At 39.6% G+C, this 18,811-nt stretch carries 18 protein-coding genes; 13 read left to right on the top strand and 5 right to left on the bottom strand.

Going from position 1 to position 18,811, the window contains the following annotated elements:
• Positions 1 to 2 precede the first annotated feature (2 nt).
• From AACV33_RS13345 to AACV33_RS13335, 3 genes are all read left to right on the top strand, one after another.
• A complete protein-coding gene (locus AACV33_RS13345) occupies positions 3 to 1,145 on the top strand; it encodes a beta-ketoacyl synthase N-terminal-like domain-containing protein (RefSeq protein ID WP_175286805.1) in 1,143 nt (380 codons plus the stop codon).
• Positions 1,142 to 2,023 (top strand): hypothetical protein, encoded by an 882-nt coding sequence (locus AACV33_RS13340; RefSeq protein WP_182699366.1) that lies wholly within the window; start codon positions 1,142 to 1,144, stop codon positions 2,021 to 2,023. The genes AACV33_RS13345 and AACV33_RS13340 overlap by 4 nt, the downstream gene beginning before the upstream one ends.
• 122 nt (positions 2,024 to 2,145) lie before the next feature.
• A complete protein-coding gene (locus AACV33_RS13335; protein ID WP_012549688.1) occupies positions 2,146 to 2,943 on the top strand; it encodes an alpha/beta fold hydrolase in 798 nt (265 codons plus the stop codon).
• 77 nt (positions 2,944 to 3,020) lie between these two features.
• Here the strand turns inward: AACV33_RS13335 and purU are convergent, their stop codons facing one another.
• Positions 3,021 to 3,854: a formyltetrahydrofolate deformylase gene (gene purU, locus AACV33_RS13330; RefSeq protein WP_017022452.1), complete on the bottom strand. Its 834-nt coding sequence runs from the start codon at positions 3,852 to 3,854 to the stop codon at positions 3,021 to 3,023.
• A gap of 418 nt (positions 3,855 to 4,272) precedes the next feature.
• Here purU and AACV33_RS13325 point away from each other — a divergent pair, with 418 nt between their 5' ends.
• The 7 genes from AACV33_RS13325 (at position 4,273) to rnd (ending at position 11,889) form a co-directional block, all read left to right on the top strand.
• The gene (locus AACV33_RS13325; RefSeq protein ID WP_023603585.1) at positions 4,273 to 6,228 is read left to right on the top strand and encodes an ATP-dependent DNA helicase; all 1,956 of its coding nucleotides are present in this window, start codon (positions 4,273 to 4,275) and stop codon (positions 6,226 to 6,228) included.
• A gap of 7 nt (positions 6,229 to 6,235) precedes the next feature.
• On the top strand, positions 6,236 to 6,937 hold the full coding sequence (gene tsaB, locus AACV33_RS13320) for a tRNA (adenosine(37)-N6)-threonylcarbamoyltransferase complex dimerization subunit type 1 TsaB (RefSeq protein WP_012549685.1): 702 nt from the start codon (positions 6,236 to 6,238) through the stop codon (positions 6,935 to 6,937).
• Between the two features lie 62 nt (positions 6,938 to 6,999).
• Positions 7,000 to 7,299, top strand: a complete 300-nt coding sequence (locus tag AACV33_RS13315; protein ID WP_017022454.1) for a hypothetical protein — start codon at positions 7,000 to 7,002, stop codon at positions 7,297 to 7,299.
• A 21-nt stretch (positions 7,300 to 7,320) separates the two neighbouring features.
• A complete protein-coding gene (locus tag AACV33_RS13310) occupies positions 7,321 to 7,872 on the top strand; it encodes a Slp family lipoprotein (RefSeq protein WP_182699365.1) in 552 nt (183 codons plus the stop codon).
• A gap of 6 nt (positions 7,873 to 7,878) precedes the next feature.
• Positions 7,879 to 8,748 carry an alpha/beta fold hydrolase gene (locus tag AACV33_RS13305; RefSeq protein WP_182699364.1) on the top strand — a complete coding sequence of 290 codons (870 nt, stop codon included), beginning with the start codon at positions 7,879 to 7,881 and terminating at the stop codon, positions 8,746 to 8,748.
• Positions 8,749 to 8,935: 187 nt separating this feature from the next.
• Complete coding sequence (fadD, locus tag AACV33_RS13300; protein ID WP_065611298.1) at positions 8,936 to 10,615, top strand: long-chain-fatty-acid--CoA ligase FadD; 1,680 nt, start codon at positions 8,936 to 8,938, stop codon at positions 10,613 to 10,615.
• Positions 10,616 to 10,764: 149 nt separating this feature from the next.
• On the top strand, positions 10,765 to 11,889 hold the full coding sequence (gene rnd, locus AACV33_RS13295; RefSeq protein WP_017022458.1) for a ribonuclease D: 1,125 nt from the start codon (positions 10,765 to 10,767) through the stop codon (positions 11,887 to 11,889).
• A gap of 75 nt (positions 11,890 to 11,964) precedes the next feature.
• On the opposite strand, the gene minE is transcribed toward rnd, so the two are convergent.
• From minE to minC, 3 genes are read right to left on the bottom strand one after another with little or no spacing between them, the layout of a single operon-like run.
• Positions 11,965 to 12,225 carry a cell division topological specificity factor MinE gene (gene minE, locus AACV33_RS13290; protein WP_012549820.1) on the bottom strand — a complete coding sequence of 87 codons (261 nt, stop codon included), beginning with the start codon at positions 12,223 to 12,225 and terminating at the stop codon, positions 11,965 to 11,967.
• Between the two features lie 2 nt (positions 12,226 to 12,227).
• The gene (gene minD / locus AACV33_RS13285; RefSeq protein WP_012549821.1) at positions 12,228 to 13,040 is read right to left on the bottom strand and encodes a septum site-determining protein MinD; all 813 of its coding nucleotides are present in this window, start codon (positions 13,038 to 13,040) and stop codon (positions 12,228 to 12,230) included.
• 23 nt (positions 13,041 to 13,063) lie between these two features.
• The gene (minC, locus tag AACV33_RS13280; RefSeq protein WP_023603582.1) at positions 13,064 to 13,729 is read right to left on the bottom strand and encodes a septum site-determining protein MinC; all 666 of its coding nucleotides are present in this window, start codon (positions 13,727 to 13,729) and stop codon (positions 13,064 to 13,066) included.
• A 211-nt stretch (positions 13,730 to 13,940) separates the two neighbouring features.
• Between minC and AACV33_RS13275 the strand changes: the two genes are divergently transcribed.
• Together AACV33_RS13275 and AACV33_RS13270 are read left to right on the top strand one after the other, a co-directional pair.
• A complete protein-coding gene (locus tag AACV33_RS13275; protein ID WP_017022460.1) occupies positions 13,941 to 14,222 on the top strand; it encodes a YcgL domain-containing protein in 282 nt (93 codons plus the stop codon).
• 1 nt (position 14,223) lies between these two features.
• Complete coding sequence (locus AACV33_RS13270) at positions 14,224 to 15,198, top strand: lytic murein transglycosylase (protein ID WP_182699363.1); 975 nt, start codon at positions 14,224 to 14,226, stop codon at positions 15,196 to 15,198.
• Between the two features lie 121 nt (positions 15,199 to 15,319).
• Here AACV33_RS13270 and mnmC read toward each other — a convergent pair whose 3' ends face one another.
• Positions 15,320 to 17,362 (bottom strand): bifunctional tRNA (5-methylaminomethyl-2-thiouridine)(34)-methyltransferase MnmD/FAD-dependent 5-carboxymethylaminomethyl-2-thiouridine(34) oxidoreductase MnmC, encoded by a 2,043-nt coding sequence (gene mnmC, locus AACV33_RS13265; RefSeq protein WP_065611296.1) that lies wholly within the window; start codon positions 17,360 to 17,362, stop codon positions 15,320 to 15,322.
• A 120-nt stretch (positions 17,363 to 17,482) separates the two neighbouring features.
• On the opposite strand from mnmC, the gene fabB reads away from it, so the two are divergent.
• A complete protein-coding gene (fabB, locus tag AACV33_RS13260; protein ID WP_017022463.1) occupies positions 17,483 to 18,694 on the top strand; it encodes a beta-ketoacyl-ACP synthase I in 1,212 nt (403 codons plus the stop codon).
• The last annotated feature ends 117 nt before the right edge of the window (positions 18,695 to 18,811 follow it).

Below are 18,811 nucleotides of genomic sequence, written 5' to 3'. Positions count from 1 at the left end.
CGATGATAACTCTTTTAGCGGGCGATACTTTGAGTGCCCTCGGTGATATTAAGCAGAGAATACAATCCCTGAGATCTGGACGTTATACCACCGTAAATAAATCGGTAAAAGTGTTCGAACAGACCAAAACGTTACCGTATTACGCGATTCAGAACGAAGGGGATTTTAGTGTTCTTTTTGATCCTCTTCCTCATTTAATTACCTTAATCTCGCCTATTTTTGAACAGCATCAACTCACTACCGAACAGCTGAGTCGTTGTGGTGTTTTTGTTGGATGCGCAGCAAATGATATTTCTTTAATGGTGCCATTAGGGCAAGGCATTAAAGAGGGAGCGCTTCCTGAATTAGAACAACAGCGTGTTGGAAACGGACATTATGCTGATGTGATTTCAGCGTACTTTGGTTTAAGTACCTTTAGCTTAACCTGTAATACCGCATGCACATCAAGTTCTAATGCCGTGTTAGAAGCCGCTACGATGTTAGAAAGTGGCATTATTGATTATGCGCTTGTTGTTGGGATGGAAATGTTTGCCCCACATTCGTTTGAAGGCTTTGTTTCTATGCAGTTACTAGCGCAAGAAACAATAAAGCCATTTGATACAAACCGAGATGGTTTATTACTGGGGGAAGCATTGAGTGCGATTTTAATGAGTCGTGATGATGTGTGTGATTCGGGCTGGCACTTTTTAGGTGGTGCGAGCGAGTGTGAAACACACAGTGTAACGGGTGTTAATTCGGATGGCTCTGGGATTAAACGAGTGCTATCTCAAGCTTTGTTAAATAGTCAGGTTAACGCTGCTGATATTACGGCGGTGAAAGCTCATGGTACTGCAAGTCATTTAAGTGACTTGGCAGAAGTCAGCGGTATGAAACAAGTATTTAATCAAATGCCTTCGTTTTTCTCATTAAAACCTTATATTGGTCATACACTAGGAAGTTGTGGTGTCAGTGAATTGGTATTAATGATGAATAGTATTGATCATGGGTTTATCCCAGCAACGCCAAATTTTTCACTGCAAGATAATGAGATTGAGTGGGGCCCACTTACTGTGGCTCAAGAATGCCATGAAGGGGTGTTTTTATTAAATTGCTTTGGTTTTGGTGGAAATAACAACGCGTTGGTAATAAAAAAGGTATCGGCATGATGTATGTTCATCGAGTATCAACGCTCAATATTAAACAAGATGAAATGTTTGATACAAAAGTAGAATGTAAGAAAGTTGCGTCGGGCTATGTTCGCCGTACTGATCGTTTTATTCAACTTAGTTTATTAGGCGCTTCTGGGTTATTAAAAGAAAAGGATGGTATTGAATTAGGGGGTATTGATAAAAATACCGCCGTATTTATGGTATCAGGGCAAGGTAATCTGGCTGTCTTCAATCGTTTGTGTCATCAACGTTATATTGAAGAAATGCCGCCAAAACCGGTTGATTTCATCAATTCATTAAGCAATACCGCAGGCTTTTATATTGCTAAATATTTGGGATTAGAAAGCAAAAATCTGAACTTAGCTCAACAAGGTTTCGTGGTCGAAAATGCATTACTATTAGTTCATGCAAATTTGAAGTTAGGCAAAGAAACACAAGTGCTGTTAGGAGGCATTGATGAGAAACCAGAAAACAACACGCTTCCGCACGCTTATTTAGATCTCCCTATTCATCAAGCGATTGGTGAAGGAGCTAATTGGATGCTACTTAGTGGCGATTTTAAAAATGCACTTGCAAGTATTGAGGTCTCTTCTTGTCAATTTGATAGCACAACCATTGTTGATTATATCGCCAGTCGGAGTGATATTACTCACGTCGCATTTAGTCAGAGAATACCTAATGCTATATCTGAGCAATTAGTGTCGCAAATTAATATTCCTCAGTTTGATGGTCTTGATGAGTATGATTTTTATGAGACAAATGCACTGTTTGTATTAAATTGTTACATAGAAAAAGAACAAGGTAGCTTAGCTTATATTGATTATTTTAATAGTATATATAGAGTAATAACTCTGAACTTAACTAAAAATCAATAGCTTAGTAATGTTTTGTAACCGTATGTCAGATTTCTATCAGTCTACTTCCTTGTGAGTATTCATCGTTGTTATAGGATGGTATAGTCTGACTCCATATCTTTCTCATATTAAAAGTAGAGTGAATGTCTAATTCTTTGTTATTCCATAAAACCTATGAACATGAATCAAGCTCAAAGTGGGTTGTGTTTGTTCATGGAGCAGGTGGAAGTTCCACTACATGGTTCAAACAAATCGCTGCTTTTAGAAAGAATTTTAATATTTTGCTTATTGATTTACGTGGCCACGGTCGCTCAAGTCACTTCTCACAATTAAAAGAATTCATTAATAAACAGTATTCTTTTAAGGTCGTAAGCCAAGATATTATCGATGTCCTTGATCACCTTAATATTAAATCAGCACATTTTGTTGGTATGTCTCTTGGCACCATCATTATTCGTAACCTAGCGGAACTGGCACAAGACAGAGTCAGTTCGATGGTATTAGCCGGTGCAATTACGCGTTTTAATTTCCGCTCTCAGTTTTTGATTAAAATGGGTGATATTACTAAAAATATCATGCCTTATATGTGGCTGTATAAATTGTTTGCTTATGTTGTCATGCCACAAAAAAGCCAAAAAGAATCGCGTCATATTTTCACCAGAGAAGCTAAGAAATTATGCCAGAAAGAGTTTAAACGTTGGTTTAAATTAGCTGCGGATGTGAATCCATTAATGCGCTGTTTTAAAGATAAAGAATTACCAATCCCCACGCTGTATGTCATGGGCGAAAATGACTACATGTTCATGAAACCAGTACAAGAAATGGTTGCGGTACATGAACACAGTCATTTATTGCAAATTCCAGAATGTGGTCACGTATGTAATATCGACAGGCCGAGAGAATTTAATAAACACGCGATAGAGTTTATTACTGCACAATAATTGGATTGAATTCAAATTAAGAACAAATAAAAACGGAGATCATGATGATCTCCGTTTTTTTGTATTTACGACATTATTTAAAGAATAACGGTCTTATTACCATAAACAAATACATGGTCATTCAGAACTTTTGTTAAGGCTTTACTTAATACTGATTTCTCAACGTCACGTCCTGCCATTGCCATATCTTCTGCACTGAAGTTATGATCAATAGGGATAACATCTTGTTTGATGATTGGACCTTCATCTAAATTATTGGTGACAAAGTGTGCTGTAGCACCAATGATTTTCACACCACGATCATAAGCTTGCTGATACGGTTTTGCACCAATGAAAGCAGGTAAGAAACTGTGATGAATATTGATGATTCTTTTTGGAAATTGCTCAACAAATTCAGGGGTAAGTACACGCATGTATTTTGCTAAAACGACGTATTCAGGAGCGTATGAATGAATAATGCTTAGCATTTTGTCTTCATGCTCGCCACGTGACAAGCCTTCATGAGATACATAATGAAAAGGAATATCAAACTTCTCAATCAAGGCACCTAACGTATCGTGGTTACCAATAACCGCCGAGATCTCGATGTTCATTGCACCAGAATAGGCTTTGATTAGAATATCGCCAATACAATGAGCTTCTTTAGTGACAAGAATAACGACTTTCTTTTTTGGTTCTAATACTAACTTTCGTTGGCTGCCTGGCGGCAATGCTTGATCAATATCGAGTAAGAAGGTTTCATCATTAAAGATCCCTTCAAGTTCGGTTCTCATGAAAAATTGACCCGTAACGTTGTCTACGTATTCATTATTGTGAACAATGTTCAGCTGATGTTTGTAACAAATGTTGGTTATTTTGGCGATTAGCCCACGAGAATCAGGGCAATCCGTTAATAATATTTTCTTTTCCATTATATCTCTCGTGCTCACAAAGTGTGTCTATAAATTTGGACTGTCTATGGTTGTACCGACAAAAGAAGGGAACGTAAAGTGTTTTTCGCCCTGAAAAATCAAAAATATAAATAAGATACCGATCATAATGCATTGTAATTAAGGAACTGCGCGATGGTTAAGATGCTGGCGAATAAACATTATAAAGTCGGTGGGGCATCAATTATATAAAACGCCACAATGTCATGTTGATGAGAGTAAATTACTTGGTTTGTTAGAAATAATATTTATTGGAGTTATGAAGACAAAGTACTGAGTCCGTGAATTCAACGTTTATGGTCAACTCGTTATCTGAATAAGTAAACTTAACGTTTAGTTTCTCTGTAAATCTTGGCATAATCTCAACCTTATTTTAAAATCACGATGAGTATGGGTTGATATGATTGCTAAGATTTTTTCGTCATCAGGCGCGTTAGGAAAAGCGATTCCGGGTTTCCAACCTCGTCAACCTCAATTAGATATGGCTCATGCGGTTCATGCTGCTATTAAAGATGGTACACAATTAGTGGTAGAAGCGGGTACGGGAACAGGAAAGACGTTTGCTTATCTTGTTCCTGCCCTGATTAGTGGCAAGAAGACCATTATCAGTACGGGTTCTAAAAACTTACAAGAACAGCTTTTTCATCGTGATTTACCTTTAATGACGTCTTCATTGGGTTTTTATGGCCAAGTGGCTTTATTAAAAGGACGCTCAAACTACCTTTGTCCAGAGCGTTTAAACCAGCAATTAGTCGAAAGTCATACTCCTCAAGCTGATCCTGAGTTATTAACGCAACTTGTTAAGGTGCGTGCTTGGTCATCAGAAACAAAAACAGGGGATCTTGGTGATTGCACCGCGATTGCCGAAGACAGTCCGATAATTCCTTCAATTACTTCCACCAACGACAACTGTTTAGGTAAAGATTGCCCGAGCTTTGATGAGTGTTTTGTGGTTAAAGCGCGAAAGAAAGCAATGGATGCTGATGTCGTGGTGGTGAACCATCATCTATTTCTTGCTGATTTAGCGATTAAAGAAACAGGTTTTGGTGAACTGATTCCTGAAGCCGATATTTTTATTTTTGATGAAGCCCATCAATTACCAGATATTGCGAGTCAATATTTTGGACAAAACCTATCTAGCCGCCAGTTGACCGAATTAGCAAAAGACATCGAAATTGGCTATCGCAGCGAAGCAAGAGACATGCGCCAATTGCAAAAAGTAGCAGAGCGTCTAGCGGGTGCAGCAATGGACTTACGTATTGTGTTAGGTGAGCCTGGATTTCGAGGTAATTGGCGAGAGGCCATTAAGTCGGCGGCGGTTCAACGTGAAATTGTACGTATAAATGATGCGTTTGAGCTGGCTCATGATGTTTTGAAATTAGCATTAGGGCGTAGCCAGCTATTGGATGCCGCTTTTGATCGTTGTGCCTTATTAAAGAATCGTCTAGAGCGTGTATGTGATACCACGATTGGTGGTTATTCCTATTGGTTTGAATGTACTCCTCGTCATTTTAGTTTGAATATTACACCATTGTCTGTCGCGGATAAGTTTAAAGAACAAGTGGCAGATAAAGAAGGGGCTTGGATATTTACGTCGGCAACACTGGCCGTAAATGATGATTTCTCTCATTTTACCGAGCGCTTGGGGTTGGAACCTACAAAACAGTTTTCATTACCGAGTCCGTTTGATTATCAAACTCAAGCGTTGTTGTGTGTTCCGCGTTTTCTTCCTGAACCGAACAGTCATGGGATTGCGAATAAACTTGTAGAATTACTGCTACCAGTGATTAAACAAAATAATGGTCGGTGTTTCTTTTTGTGCACGTCACATCAAATGATGCGGGATTTGGCAGGACAGTTCAGAGAGATGTTAGATCTGCCGGTATTAATGCAAGGTGAGACGACCAAGCAAAAATTGTTGGCGGAGTTTATGGAACTTGGCAACGCGTTATTGGTTGCTACAGGGGCTTTCTGGGAAGGTATTGACGTTAGAGGTGATGCGCTAAGCTGTGTTATCATCGACAAACTTCCCTTTACTGCCCCTGATGATCCGCTCTTGAAAGCGCGTATTGAAGATTGTCAGCTAAGTGGTGGTGACGCATTTTCACAAGTACAAATACCTGATGCTGTTATTACCTTAAAACAAGGGGTAGGGCGATTAATTCGCGATACCAAAGACAAAGGGGTATTGATTATTTGTGACAATCGTTTAGTTACTAGGCCTTATGGGGCTACGTTTCTACAAAGTTTACCGCCGATACCAAGAACTCGAGATTTAAAAAATGTGTCTGAATTTTTAGCGAAAGCAGATCAACATAAAAAATTAGAGAAACAAGAAGTTATTTTAGAAAATTGAGGCACTAATGAGCGTAAAAATTTTAGCGGTAGATACCGCCACTGAAAACTGTTCTGTCGCATTAATCATTGACGGAAAAGTCCATTCTCGAAGTGCAGTGGCACCGCGTGAACACACCATTAAGATTCTTCCGTTTGTGGATGAAGTATTAAAAGAAGCGGGTGTGCGTTTGCAAGATTTAGATGCATTAGCATTTGGACAAGGTCCTGGTAGCTTTACCGGTGTCCGTATTGGTATTGGTATTGCTCAAGGTTTGGCGTTTGGTGCCGATTTACCTATGATAGGTATTTCTACATTAGAAGCAATGGCTCAAGCGGCTTACCGTATTCATGGTGCAACACAAATTGCAGGCGCAATTGATGCACGAATGAGTGAAGTCTATTTTGGCATGTATCAACGTAATGACGATGCAACGTGGTCACCACTTGTTTCTGATATGGTTTCAGTTCCGGCTGAATTAGCGGCTAAACTACCAGATCAAACGGGTGAATGGCTAACGGTAGGCACTGGTTGGGATGCTTATCCTGATGCATTAGAGACATTGCCTCTTGAGACAAAGGCGAGTGATATTCTATACCCTGAAGCTCAGGATATGGCGATACTTGCATTACAAAAATTTGAACAAGGCTTAGCGGTTCCTGTTGAGGAATCAACGCCTGTTTATGTTCGTGATACCGTGACATGGAAAAAATTACCAGGTCGTGAGTAATCTTTCTATCTCTAACAGCGAGATTAATTAGCTCGCTGTTATTATTAATTTAAAAGGTCACTATGGTTTCTATTCAGGGTTTACCTCCTGCGCTAATACAAAAGCAGCAAGCAGTAGGAAAGAAAAATCAGGTAAAGAAAGCAGGAGGTGATAAAGCTTCTGTTTCTCAGCCATCTCAAGTGGCCAAAGCGGTAACTAATCACATTAAACACCTTGATGCATCTGCTTATGCTGATTCTCGACTTCAATATGATTTACCTGAGGGACGAAATCGTCATGCGATGGAAGAATACATGGATATCATGTTGCAGAAACGTCGAGAAGAACTTGCTCAATTAGTGGGTGTCGATCTTTATATCTAAATTAATAAGGAGAAAGTGATTATGAAACGTTCATTATTTTTATTATGTGCTTTGTTTTTGGCTGGGTGTAGTTCTTTACCGACCGAGCTAGAGTCAAACCAAGAAAATACGATTGTTACCTATACGCCATTTTCTGATGCGTCGGAATCAGGAAACGCGGTTGCTGTTCGTTTAGGCGGAGTGATTGCTCGTATTGATAATCAAGCAGAAAAAACTCGAATTGAAGTCGTTAACCTACCGATCTCATCGGCTGGAAAACCCGATATATCAGAAGAACCGAATGGACGATTTGTTGTTTATATGGATGGTTTTGTTGATCCAATCGCTTACGCGAAGGGACGACTTATTACTGTGTTAGGAAAAACAGCATCGATTGAAAAAGGGAATGTTGGTGACTATGAATATTCATTTCCTGTGATTGATGGCAGTGCATTGCATTTATGGCAAATTCAAGAATACGTAGTAACGAATGATTTTGATATGGATTATATGCCATGTCGAGGAACGCGCTGTATGTATCAACGCAGCCATATTGATACTCGTCGTGGCAAAGTCGTTCAGGAAGTTCAATAAGCGGTTATGCACGCATTTCATCAATATGACCTATCGCTTCATCACGGTTCGTTAGCGATAATAGAGCTTGGACCTAAGAATGCCGATAATGTAGTTTTATTTTTACATGGTTGGCAAGATAACGCGGCTACGTTTTTAAGTACAATGACGGCTTTTTCCGTTTCTAACCCGACCTGTCGCTTAATTGCATTTGATTGGTTTGGGCACGGATTATCTGATCATAAAGGCGTCGATAATTTTTATCATTTTTTTGATTATGTTGATGATCTTCATCAGGCAATACTGTCTTTAAAACTAGATAGCGTTATTTTGGTGGGGCATTCATTGGGCGGGTTGATTGCGAGTGCTTATAGCGCTGCTTTTCCTGAAAAAGTGGCTGCATTAATGATGATAGAAGCATTAGGCCCTTTAAGTGAAGAGGCGGAGAAAACATCCGAACGATTACGTGAAGGTGTATTAAGTCGTCAGCGTTATCGTCATAAGCCCCAAAGAACATTAAAAGATAGGCAAGCAGCGTTAGCGTTGCGCTCTAAGGTAAACCAATTACCAGAAGTGTTATTAGAACCTATAATGCAAAGAGCAGTACGTTCAACCTCTGATGGCGTGCAATGGACGACGGATGCAAAAGTAAAATGCGAATCTTTGTATCGAATGTCAGAAGCTCACGCATTGGCTCTACTGTCTGATATAACATGTCCCGTGATTGTCATTATTGGGGTTGACGGGTATGGACATTTAAAGCAAAAAGAGCATCGCTATTCTTATATTCAACACGTTGAGTCTTTTCAAATCGAAGGTGGGCATCATTGTCATTTACAACACCCGGAAAAAATCTCAACGTATTTAAATGTGTTATTTAACAAAATTAATACTTAAAAAACGTTTAAATGTAAACTTTCGTCACATTCATGATGAAATTTCAGTCAAATCTATAATTGATAATAAAATAAGTTGACTATAATACTAGAGTAAATAGTCTACCCACTTAAAGTGATGCTTATCACAGCCAGAGGCTTATTGTGAGATAAACAATGAGTCTCTTATAAAGATATAGGAGAAAAGCGTGGATAAAGTTTGGCTTTCACGTTACCCAGAAGACGTACCTGCAGAAATTAACCCTGATGCATACACCTCATTAGTTGATATGTTTGAGCAATCAGTTCAAAAACATGCAGACCAACCTGCATTTATTAACATGGGTTCAGTCATGACGTTTCGTAAGTTAGAAGAGCGCAGTCGCGCCTTTGCCGCTTACTTACAAAATGATCTGAAGCTTAAAAAAGGTGACCGTGTTGCATTGATGATGCCAAATTTACTGCAATACCCAATTGCATTATTTGGTGTATTACGTGCTGGTATGATTGCGGTCAATGTTAATCCTCTTTATACCCCACGTGAATTAGAGCATCAATTAACCGATTCAGGTGCTGCCGCGATTGTTATTGTTTCAAACTTTGCCAGTACACTAGAAAAAATCGTAGATAATACGCCGGTTAAACACGTTATTTTAACGAATCTTGGTGAGCAGTTACCAAGAGCGAAAGGGACCATTGTCAATTTCGTTGTTAAATACGTGAAAAAAATGGTGCCTAAATACAGTTTGCCACATGCGACCTCTATGCGTAATGCATTACGTAAAGGTCGTAGAATGCAGTACATAAAACCATTTATTGATAGTGAAGACTTAGCTTTTCTACAATACACGGGTGGTACGACAGGCGTTGCGAAAGGTGCAATGCTAACTCACCGCAATATGGTGGCGAATGTCATGCAAGCTAAAGGTGCTTATGGCCCTGTACTAACGGAAGGGCGTGAGCTTATCGTTACGGCATTGCCTCTGTATCATGTATTTGCATTAACAGTGAACTGTTTATTATTTATTGAAATGGGAGGCCGTAATTTATTAATTACGAATCCTCGTGATATTCCTGGCTTTATTAAAGAGCTACAGAAATACCCATTTACGGCCATAACTGGTGTAAATACACTGTTTAATGCGCTGGTTAATAATGAAGATTTTCATGGGTTAGATTTCAGTAACCTACGCTTATCTGTTGGTGGTGGCATGGCTGTGCAACGTGCAGTTGCAGAACAATGGCAGCAGCATACTGGTTGTTATTTACTTGAAGGCTATGGTTTGACTGAGTGTTCACCACTAGTTGCAGCTTATCCTCATAATTTAACGTCATATAATGGTTCAATTGGTTTGCCAGTTCCATCAACTGAAGTTCGTATGGTTGATGATGAAGGTAACGTTGTTGGAAATGATGAGGTTGGTGAGCTTCAAGTTCGTGGCCCTCAAGTTATGAAAGGTTATTGGAATCAACCTGAAGCCACTAAAGATATGATCACGGAAGATGGCTGGGTAAGCACTGGCGATATCGTTAAGTTTGATGAAGGCTTCCTACATATTGTTGACCGTAAAAAAGACATGATCTTGGTTTCTGGTTTTAATGTATACCCTAATGAGATTGAAGATGTTGTTGCACTGCATGGCAAAGTATTAGAAGTTGCAGCAGTAGGTAAACCTCATCCAACATCAGGTGAAGTGGTTCGTATTTGTGTTGTTAAACGAGATCCAAGCTTAACAAAAGATGAACTGATTGCTCACTGTCGTCAGCATTTAACTGGATATAAGATCCCTCGTATTGTTGAGTTCAGAGATGACTTACCAAAAACAAACGTAGGTAAAATCTTGCGCCGTGAACTGCGTGACGAATATAAAGCAGAAGAAACCGCATAATTTAGTTACAATACTCAAACCGAAAATGCCAGCCTCGTTGCTGGCATTATTTTTATTTGAAGAGACAAGATAGCTTAGTTTTTCTAACGTTAAGCTATCTTGCCTTAGACCAATTAATAGAAGCGTTACAGATTTTTAAGGAAGAAATTGTGGAATTTGAAATCGTTAAACACAGCCAACGTTTAGCTGAAATTTGCCAACAGGCAAGTAATAAACCTTTTTTAATGCTGGATACTGAGTTCGTACGTACGAGAACTTTGTATGCACGTTTAGGTTTAATTCAAATGTTTGATGGTGAAACATTAGCGTTAGTTGATCCTGTTGAAATTGATGATTTAACGCCGCTTTGGGATTTATTAAAAAACGAAAGTGTGACTAAAGTTCTTCATGCTTGTGGTGAAGATTTAGAAGTATTTCAACATTATGCTGGCTGTATGCCGACACCAATGATTGATACTCAAATTATGGCGGCATTTTTAGGCTATGGTTTGTCGACAGGCTTTGCGAAATTAGTGTCTGATTATTTAGGTGTTGATCTCGATAAAGGTGAATCTCGTACTGATTGGATGGCGCGTCCTTTATCAGATAAACAATTAGATTATGCCGCAGCCGATGTGCATTATTTATTACCATTATTTGAGAAACTACAAGCAGAATTAGCTCAAACAGAGTGGGAAAAAGCAGCGTATCAAGAATCGTTACTTGCGGTTAAAAAGCGTGAAAAACAACCTGATCCTGAGAAAGCGTATTTAGATATTAAAAATGCTTGGCAATTAAATGGTAAGCAGTTAGCTATTTTAAAAATGGCAGCACAATGGCGATTAGAAGAAGCAAGAAAGCGCGATTTGGCGGTTAACTTTGTTGTACAAGAAGCAAACTTATGGAAATTAGCTCGATTTGGACTTCGCAGTAAAGAGCAAATGCTAAAAGAAGAGTTTGATTCGAGAGAGGTTCAACGTCATGGTGGAAAACTATTGCGTTTCACATACCTTGCCGATGAGCTAAATGAAAACGAATATCCAGAAACGTTAACACGATTAATGGATTATCCTGGCTATAAGCAAATTTTTAAGTTGTTAAAAGATGAAGTAAAAGCGGCCTCTGATCAATCGGGTTTGATGCCTGAGTTTTTAGCCTCTAAAAAACAGCTTAATCAATTGTTGTCTTGGAAATGGAAGAAAAACAGTCACCCTGATTTAAAACCAGACGTATTAAAAGAGTGGAGAGAAGGGTTACTTGCTGAGCGTTTTATGGCGGTGTTAGATAAAAGCTAATCTCAATAAACAGAAACAAAAAAGGTGACTCTGATAGGTCACCTTTTTTATAGACTCTGATTAACGAAATAGTGTTTAATTATCGTCTTCTGGCAGAGTGATATTTAGCTCTAATACTGAGAGGTCTTCTTCTTTTTGTTCTAGTGAAACCGTGATCATATCAGGGCTTACATTAACATATTTACTAATTACTTTAAGAATATCTTCTTTAAGTTGTGGTAAATACGAAGGTGCTGGACCTCCATTTCTGCGTTCAGCAACAATGATCTGTAGCCTTTCCTTCGCTATGTTAGCAGTGGCTTTTTTTTGTGGTCTGAAAAACTCTAGCAATGCCATGCTTAACCTCCAAATAGTCGTTTAAAGATACCTTTCTTCTCTTCTTCTAAGAAGCGGAACGAAACTTCCTTGCCTAACAGACGGTCAACTGCATCTTGGTATGCAGAGCCTGCGTTTGATTCTTCGTCAAAAATTACTGGTACACCTTTGTTTGATGCATTCAATACTGATTGGCTTTCTGGAATCACACCCAATAGAGGGATATTTAGAATTTCTTCAACATCACCCACACTTAACATTTCACCTTGATTTACACGTGTTGGGCAATAGCGAGTTAATAATAGGTGTTGTTTTACTGGCTCTAAAGCTTCTTCTGAACGGTGAGATTTAGAGTCTAAAATACCTAAAATTCGGTCAGAATCTCGAACAGATGATACTTCAGGGTTTGTGGTAATGATGGCTTCATCCGCAAAATATAATGCCATTAATGCGCCAGCTTCAATACCTGCTGGAGAATCACAAATAATGAAATCAAAGTTCATTGCGATTAACTCATCAAGAACACGACGAACGCCTTCTTTGGTTAATGCATCTTTATCACGAGTTTGAGACGCAGGAAGGATAAATAAATTACCTACACGCTTATCTTTAATCAATGCTTGGTTTAGCGTTGCTTCACCATTAATAACATTAACAAAATCATAAACAACGCGACGTTCACAACCCATGATTAAATCAAGATTACGTAAGCCAATATCAAAATCAATTACCGCGGTTTTCTTGCCAGCCAGAGCAAGCCCCGATGCAATGGCAGAGCTAGAAGTAGTTTTACCTACGCCACCCTTACCAGAAGTCACAACGACAATACGTGCCATTTTATTATTCCTTTTATGTTGTGCTATAACGTTAGGGTATCGATCTTAATATGGTCTTCAACCATAGTGACCATGACATTTTGATGCCAATACTCTTTGTCAATTTGATCGCTTAGCCAATAATTTCCGGCAATGGATATCAGCTCCGCTTGTAAATTTTTGCAAAATATCTTTGCTTCTTTTTGGCCACTGGCACCGGCAATTGCTCTGCCTCTTAACGTACCGTGAATATGTATGCTGCCATCGGCGATAACTTCGGCCCCAGGGCTTACATGATTTAAGATCACAAGGTCAGCATCCTTGGCATACACTTGTTGTCCAGAACGAATAGGGGTTCTTACCACTTTCGTTGGTTGCATATTTGCTTTTTGTGTTACTTGTTGAGGTGTAAAAGACGTCATTACCGCAAAACCTGCAGACGTTGCCTGCGCTTGCTTTTCTTTATCTTTGCAACCGGTAATGCCAACAGGGATCATGCCTGTGCGCTCTACACCTAATTTAAGTTCAACAAAATTAATTTCATTCGATACATTTTCAATATTAATGACCACTGGAGCGGAAGCAAAAAAAGAAGGCGCTTGTGCTACTTTTTGCTCAAGCATACTAAGGGCTTGAGTGATGTCATCATTAGGTAAATGTAATACTGAAAGGGTGAAATTACTGCCCTTCAAATCGGCTGTTTTTGTCATGCTCTCGGTATCTTCGCTGTTATGAATATTCAGATTTTCAGACGGTAATTTTAATACCACAAATCTGATACCATGTTATAGTCAGTTTGACCACACAGCAAGTTATCTTATTGTCTTAAGTGTACTTTCTAACAAGGCTCTCATCAAATAGACAGGAGAAGAGACTTCTGGATTGGGAGCAATATCAACTCTATCAATATTAGGTTCTAAAATGTACTGTTCGATTTATAAAAGCTCTAAAAAGCAAGGTGCTTATCTTTATATTGAGAAAAAAGATGATTTTTCTCCAGTACCTCAAGAATTGATGACAATGTTTGGTACGCCAAAAATGGTTATGGTGGTAAATTTAGAAGGCAGAAAATTAGCCTCTGTTGATATTGAAAAAGTAGAAGCTTCTTTAAAAAATGACGGCTATTTTTTACAATTACCGCCACCTCCTGAAAATTTGCTTGAGAAATACAAGCAAGATAAAGCCAAACGAAACGAGAAATAATATGAAGAAAAGATTACTGCTAGGGATAGTCAGTTTGTTAATGGCCACAAGCGTATCTGCGAATACACCTGAAGGGGATTTCCAGGATTATATCGTTAGCTTAAAAAATGAAGCGCGCGAGAATGGTATTTCAGAGCCTATTTTAGAACGAGCGTTTAAAAATGTGGCTTTTAAAGAAAAAGCGGTCAAATCTGATCGGAATCAGCCAGAAAAAAAATTAACACTAGATGAATATATTCCACGAGCAGTACCAAAGTGGAAGATAAAACAAGCGAACGATTTATATCAAAAACACCATGAAGTGCTTACTAGAATTGGCAAAGAATATGGGGTTCAACCTCGATTTATCGTCGCGTTATGGGGTGTTGAAAGTAATTTTGGTAAGCTAACGGGGGGTTATAATGTGATAGAAGCATTAACTACGTTGGCTTATGATGGTCGCCGTGAAGCCTTTTTTAGAAAGCAAACAATGGCGGCATTAACCATTTTAGAACAAGGTCACATTACCCCTGAAAACATGAAAGGTTCATGGGCAGGTGCAATGGGGCAATGCCAGTTTATGCCAACGTCATTTTTGGCTTATGCTGTTGATGGCAATGATGATGGTCGTAAAGATATTTGGACGACTCATGCCGATGTGTTCGCTTCTGCGACGAATTACTTGAAACAAGTGGGTTGGGATGATACGTATACTTGGGGTCGTCAGGTAACGTTGCCTGATGCTTTTGATGCAGAAGCCCTAAAGGGACTTTCTGAAGATAAAGGAAAGTTACTCTCTGAATGGGGGGCATTAGGGGTTCGTCGTTTAAATGGAAAGTCGTTACCTAATGTTGAGTTAGAAGCATGGTTAGTGCAACCAGACGATAATGATGGTCGTGCTTACCTTGTTTATAATAACTATCAAGTGTTAATGGATTGGAATCGCTCGCATTATTTTGCATTAGCGGTGAGCCACTTGGCTGATTCTATTAAGTAAAAGATCAAGATTTAGGTAGCTGTGATCAGAGGAGTTCGTTGTGAGTTTATCATTTACAACGAACTCCCCTGAAACGGGTAAGAGAGCTTACGACCGAGCTAAAATCGGCTATTCCTTTCTCTTAAATATCCAACGGTTTTCCTTTCAATAACCTTCTTACCCATAATCTTCCCGGATGTAGACCTTCAAGCACTGAATTAGGCAATGGGATGGGATCGCCCATTATTTGAGAAACTAAGGTTTCCGCTAATAAAGGAGCCGAGCTTAAGCCTCTAGAACCTAGCGTCAACATACAGAATAAACCTTCATAGATAGGGATCTCTTTTGCATCGCGCTGCCAATGACGCTTTTTATAAAGGTTCTTATATTCTTCCTGCATCGCTTCAAATCGAACGACATTACCAATGAAGGGCAAGTGGTCACGACTGGCGCAGCGAATACCAACACGAGCTTGGTTTGAGCTTGTATCTGCTTCTTTTGGCCATGCTTCGTTAGGAATACATTTATGTAAACGCTCACCATTTTCAACTTGGTCTGATTCTTTAAATTTTAAATCTAAATCACGACGATCGTAACTCGCTCCAATACAATGAGTTTGGTGTTTGGTGTTTTCTGGTGTCAAGTAACCGTCATAGCACAATACGGTGTTGAGTTTTTTCAATGATTCAGTGGTGGGAATATGACTCACTTGCCCACGAACTGCGGTCGCAGGGATATCTTTCGTTTGTTCAAAATCAGTGAAACGATGCCCATTAGCGACAATGACGGTTTGATGTGGATGCACGCTATCGCCTAATAACACATGCCATTGTTTATCATTGGTTTGTTGAAGAGAGGTTACTTCTGAATCACAGTGTAAGGTAAATAATGGGTTGGCAGCAAAATGATCAAATAACCCACGAGTGAGTTGTTTTGGGCAGAGCCATCCACCAAGAGGATAATGAACACTTTCCATGTTAATAGGTAACCCAACGTGTAGGTTGGTGTCTTCTTTGTTTAATTCTGTGACTAATTCATTTGGAAAATGGGCAGCAAGCATCTTGTTGAGTTTTTTTTCTGATTTATCGTCCCATTTTAGTTGAGTTACGCCACACCAATCGTGATCAAATTCCACCTGTTCAGCGGCTTGTTCAATGAATTGACGTGCAAAAATAAACCCGGGAGCAAAAAAGCGAGAAAGTGAATTATATTTCTCATTTAGTAGAGGGTAAACCGCGCCTTGTTGATTGCCTGATGCACCTTGTGCTGCTTTTTCATCTTTGCAATATACCGTCACTTTTACACCACGACGAAGCAGCGTCATAGCTAGTGCAGCACTGGCAACGCCTCCACCGATAATAGCGACATCAGTAACCTCTTCCGGAGTCGTTCGGGCATACCAAACTGCGTGATTTGCTTTTGCTTTTCGTTCTGTTAATGTGCCTGCGATCATCTCTCGTTTATGAGCGAATCCTTTGACTTTTTTCATGTCAAAGCCTGCTTCTATTAATCCTCGACGAACAAAGCCCGCAGAAGTGAATGTCGCACAAGTACAATGTTCTTTCGCGAGGTTTGCCATATTATCGAAGAGATTTTGGTTCCACATCTCAGGGTTTTTACTTGGCGCAAAACCATCTAAGAACCATGCATCAATAATACCGTGATCATCCATCCAAATTTGAGGCATACAATCTTTTATGTCACCAAACCAGAGATCGAGTGTTATCATGCCTTCTTCTAGTACTAAACGATGGCAATCAGGAACGGCGGCAGGGTAATACTTATGTAGTTGCTCTGCGAATTCGGCCAACTCTGGCCATGCTTGGTGTGCTTTAACTAAATCAGATTTAGTGACTGGAAATTTTTCAAAGCTAACAAAATGAAGTTCTTTAAGTGGTGCATCAGGGTATTGGGCGCGAAATTCTTTAAAGCATTGCCACACGGCAAGGAAGTTTAAACCCGTCCCAAATCCCGTTTCGCCAATAACAAAACGACGTAAGTCACACTCTTGCCATCTTCGCAGGAGATGATTTTGTTGTAAAAAGACATAGCGTGTTTCTTCTAACCCATTATCATTAGAGAAATACACATCATCAAAATCATTGGAGACTGGTGTTCCAGACTCATTCCATTCTAAGACAGCATTGGTTATGTTGTTCTTTGGTATAACGTGGTTTTGTGACATAAATTTGAACCATTAAAGATAATCTACGTCGGATTTTAACGACTTATAGGAAAGCTGACCACTTTGTTGTGCTATCTTCGCTATTATCTACCAAGATTTATGACTTATTAGGAAAGAATCATGAAAAGAGCCGTAATTACAGGCATGGGCATTGTTTCAAGTATCGGTAACAATGTTGAAGAAGTATTAGAATCTCTGAAAGCGGGTAAATCAGGCATTAACTTCTCTGAGCAGTTCGCCGAAAAAGGCCTGCGCAGTAATGTTTGGGGCAATTTGAAGATGAACCCAGCGGATCACATTGATCGCAAAAAAATGCGTTTCATGGGTGATGCGGCTGCATTTGCTTACATCTCAATGGAGCAAGCAGTAGCGGATTCTGGCTTAACTGAAGATCAAGTTTCAAATGATCGTACCGGTATTGTTGCAGGTTCTGGTGGTGCATCATCACTAAACCAAGTTAATGCAGTGGATATCTTGCGTGAAAAAGGCGTTAAGCGTGTTGGACCATATATGGTTCCTCGTACAATGGCTTCTACAGTATCGGCGTGTCTTGCAACTCCGTTTAAAATTCGCGGAGTTAACTACTCAATGAGTTCTGCATGTGCAACGTCTGCGCACTGTATTGGTCACGCGGTAGAGCTTATTCAATTAGGCAAACAAGACGTAATGTTTGCTGGTGGTGGTGAAGAGCTAGATTGGTCTTTAACGATGATGTTTGATGCGATGGGCGCACTATCATCGAAATACAATGACACACCAGATAAAGCATCTCGTACGTACGATACGGACCGTGATGGTTTTGTTATCTCTGGCGGCGGCGGCATGGTTGTTATTGAAGAACTTGAACACGCATTAGCTCGTGGCGCAAAAATCTACGGTGAAGTCGTTGGTTACGGTGCAACATCAGACGGCTACGACATGGTAGCTCCGTCAGGTGAAGGCGCAGTTCGTTGTATGAAAATGGCGATGCAAAATGTAGACAGTGTTGATTACGTGAATACTCACGGTACATCAACGCCTGTTGGTGACGCGAAAGAGCTAGGCGCTATCCAAGAAGTTTTTGGTACCAATAGCCCAGCAATTTCTGCAACTAAAGCAATGACTGGTCACGCACTAGGTGCGGCGGGTGTTCATGAAGCTATTTATTCAACATTAATGTTAGAGCACGGTTTTATCGCGCCAAGCATTAATATTGAAACCTTAGATCCTGCAGCTGAAGGCCTTGATATCGTGACTGAAAAACGTGATCAAGAACTAACAACGGTAATGTCTAACAGCTTTGGCTTTGGTGGCACAAACGCAACGTTAGTAATTAAGAAATACGAAGCATAATATTGCGCAGTGACTAACGTTTAAAATAATGAAAACCCAGCCAATTGGTTGGGTTTTTTTATGACTGTTTTTTATTGCTAGGATTAATACTTAGGTAGATAGGTGTAATCGAGCGGT

The sequence above is a fragment of the Aliivibrio sp. SR45-2 genome (assembly GCF_963890165.1).
Taxonomy (GTDB): domain Bacteria; phylum Pseudomonadota; class Gammaproteobacteria; order Enterobacterales; family Vibrionaceae; genus Aliivibrio; species Aliivibrio salmonicida.
This window is presented reverse-complemented; position numbering and strand designations above follow the sequence as displayed.

Bases quoted from the DNA above. Each gene is read 5' to 3' on its own strand.
- AACV33_RS13345 (WP_175286805.1), top strand. From the start codon at position 3: ATGATAACTCTTTTAGCGGGCGATACTTTGAGTGCCCTCGGTGATATT.
- AACV33_RS13340 (WP_182699366.1), top strand. From the start codon at position 1,142: ATGATGTATGTTCATCGAGTATCAACGCTCAATATTAAACAAGATGAA.
- AACV33_RS13335 (WP_012549688.1), top strand. From the start codon at position 2,146: ATGTCTAATTCTTTGTTATTCCATAAAACCTATGAACATGAATCAAGC.
- purU (WP_017022452.1), bottom strand. From the start codon at position 3,854: ATGGAAAAGAAAATATTATTAACGGATTGCCCTGATTCTCGTGGGCTA.
- AACV33_RS13325 (WP_023603585.1), top strand. From the start codon at position 4,273: ATGATTGCTAAGATTTTTTCGTCATCAGGCGCGTTAGGAAAAGCGATT.
- tsaB (WP_012549685.1), top strand. From the start codon at position 6,236: ATGAGCGTAAAAATTTTAGCGGTAGATACCGCCACTGAAAACTGTTCT.
- AACV33_RS13315 (WP_017022454.1), top strand. From the start codon at position 7,000: ATGGTTTCTATTCAGGGTTTACCTCCTGCGCTAATACAAAAGCAGCAA.
- AACV33_RS13310 (WP_182699365.1), top strand. From the start codon at position 7,321: ATGAAACGTTCATTATTTTTATTATGTGCTTTGTTTTTGGCTGGGTGT.
- AACV33_RS13305 (WP_182699364.1), top strand. From the start codon at position 7,879: ATGCACGCATTTCATCAATATGACCTATCGCTTCATCACGGTTCGTTA.
- minE (WP_012549820.1), bottom strand. From the start codon at position 12,225: ATGGCATTGCTAGAGTTTTTCAGACCACAAAAAAAAGCCACTGCTAAC.
- minD (WP_012549821.1), bottom strand. From the start codon at position 13,040: ATGGCACGTATTGTCGTTGTGACTTCTGGTAAGGGTGGCGTAGGTAAA.
- minC (WP_023603582.1), bottom strand. From the start codon at position 13,729: ATGACAAAAACAGCCGATTTGAAGGGCAGTAATTTCACCCTTTCAGTA.
- AACV33_RS13275 (WP_017022460.1), top strand. From the start codon at position 13,941: ATGTACTGTTCGATTTATAAAAGCTCTAAAAAGCAAGGTGCTTATCTT.
- AACV33_RS13270 (WP_182699363.1), top strand. From the start codon at position 14,224: ATGAAGAAAAGATTACTGCTAGGGATAGTCAGTTTGTTAATGGCCACA.
- mnmC (WP_065611296.1), bottom strand. From the start codon at position 17,362: ATGTCACAAAACCACGTTATACCAAAGAACAACATAACCAATGCTGTC.
- fabB (WP_017022463.1), top strand. From the start codon at position 17,483: ATGAAAAGAGCCGTAATTACAGGCATGGGCATTGTTTCAAGTATCGGT.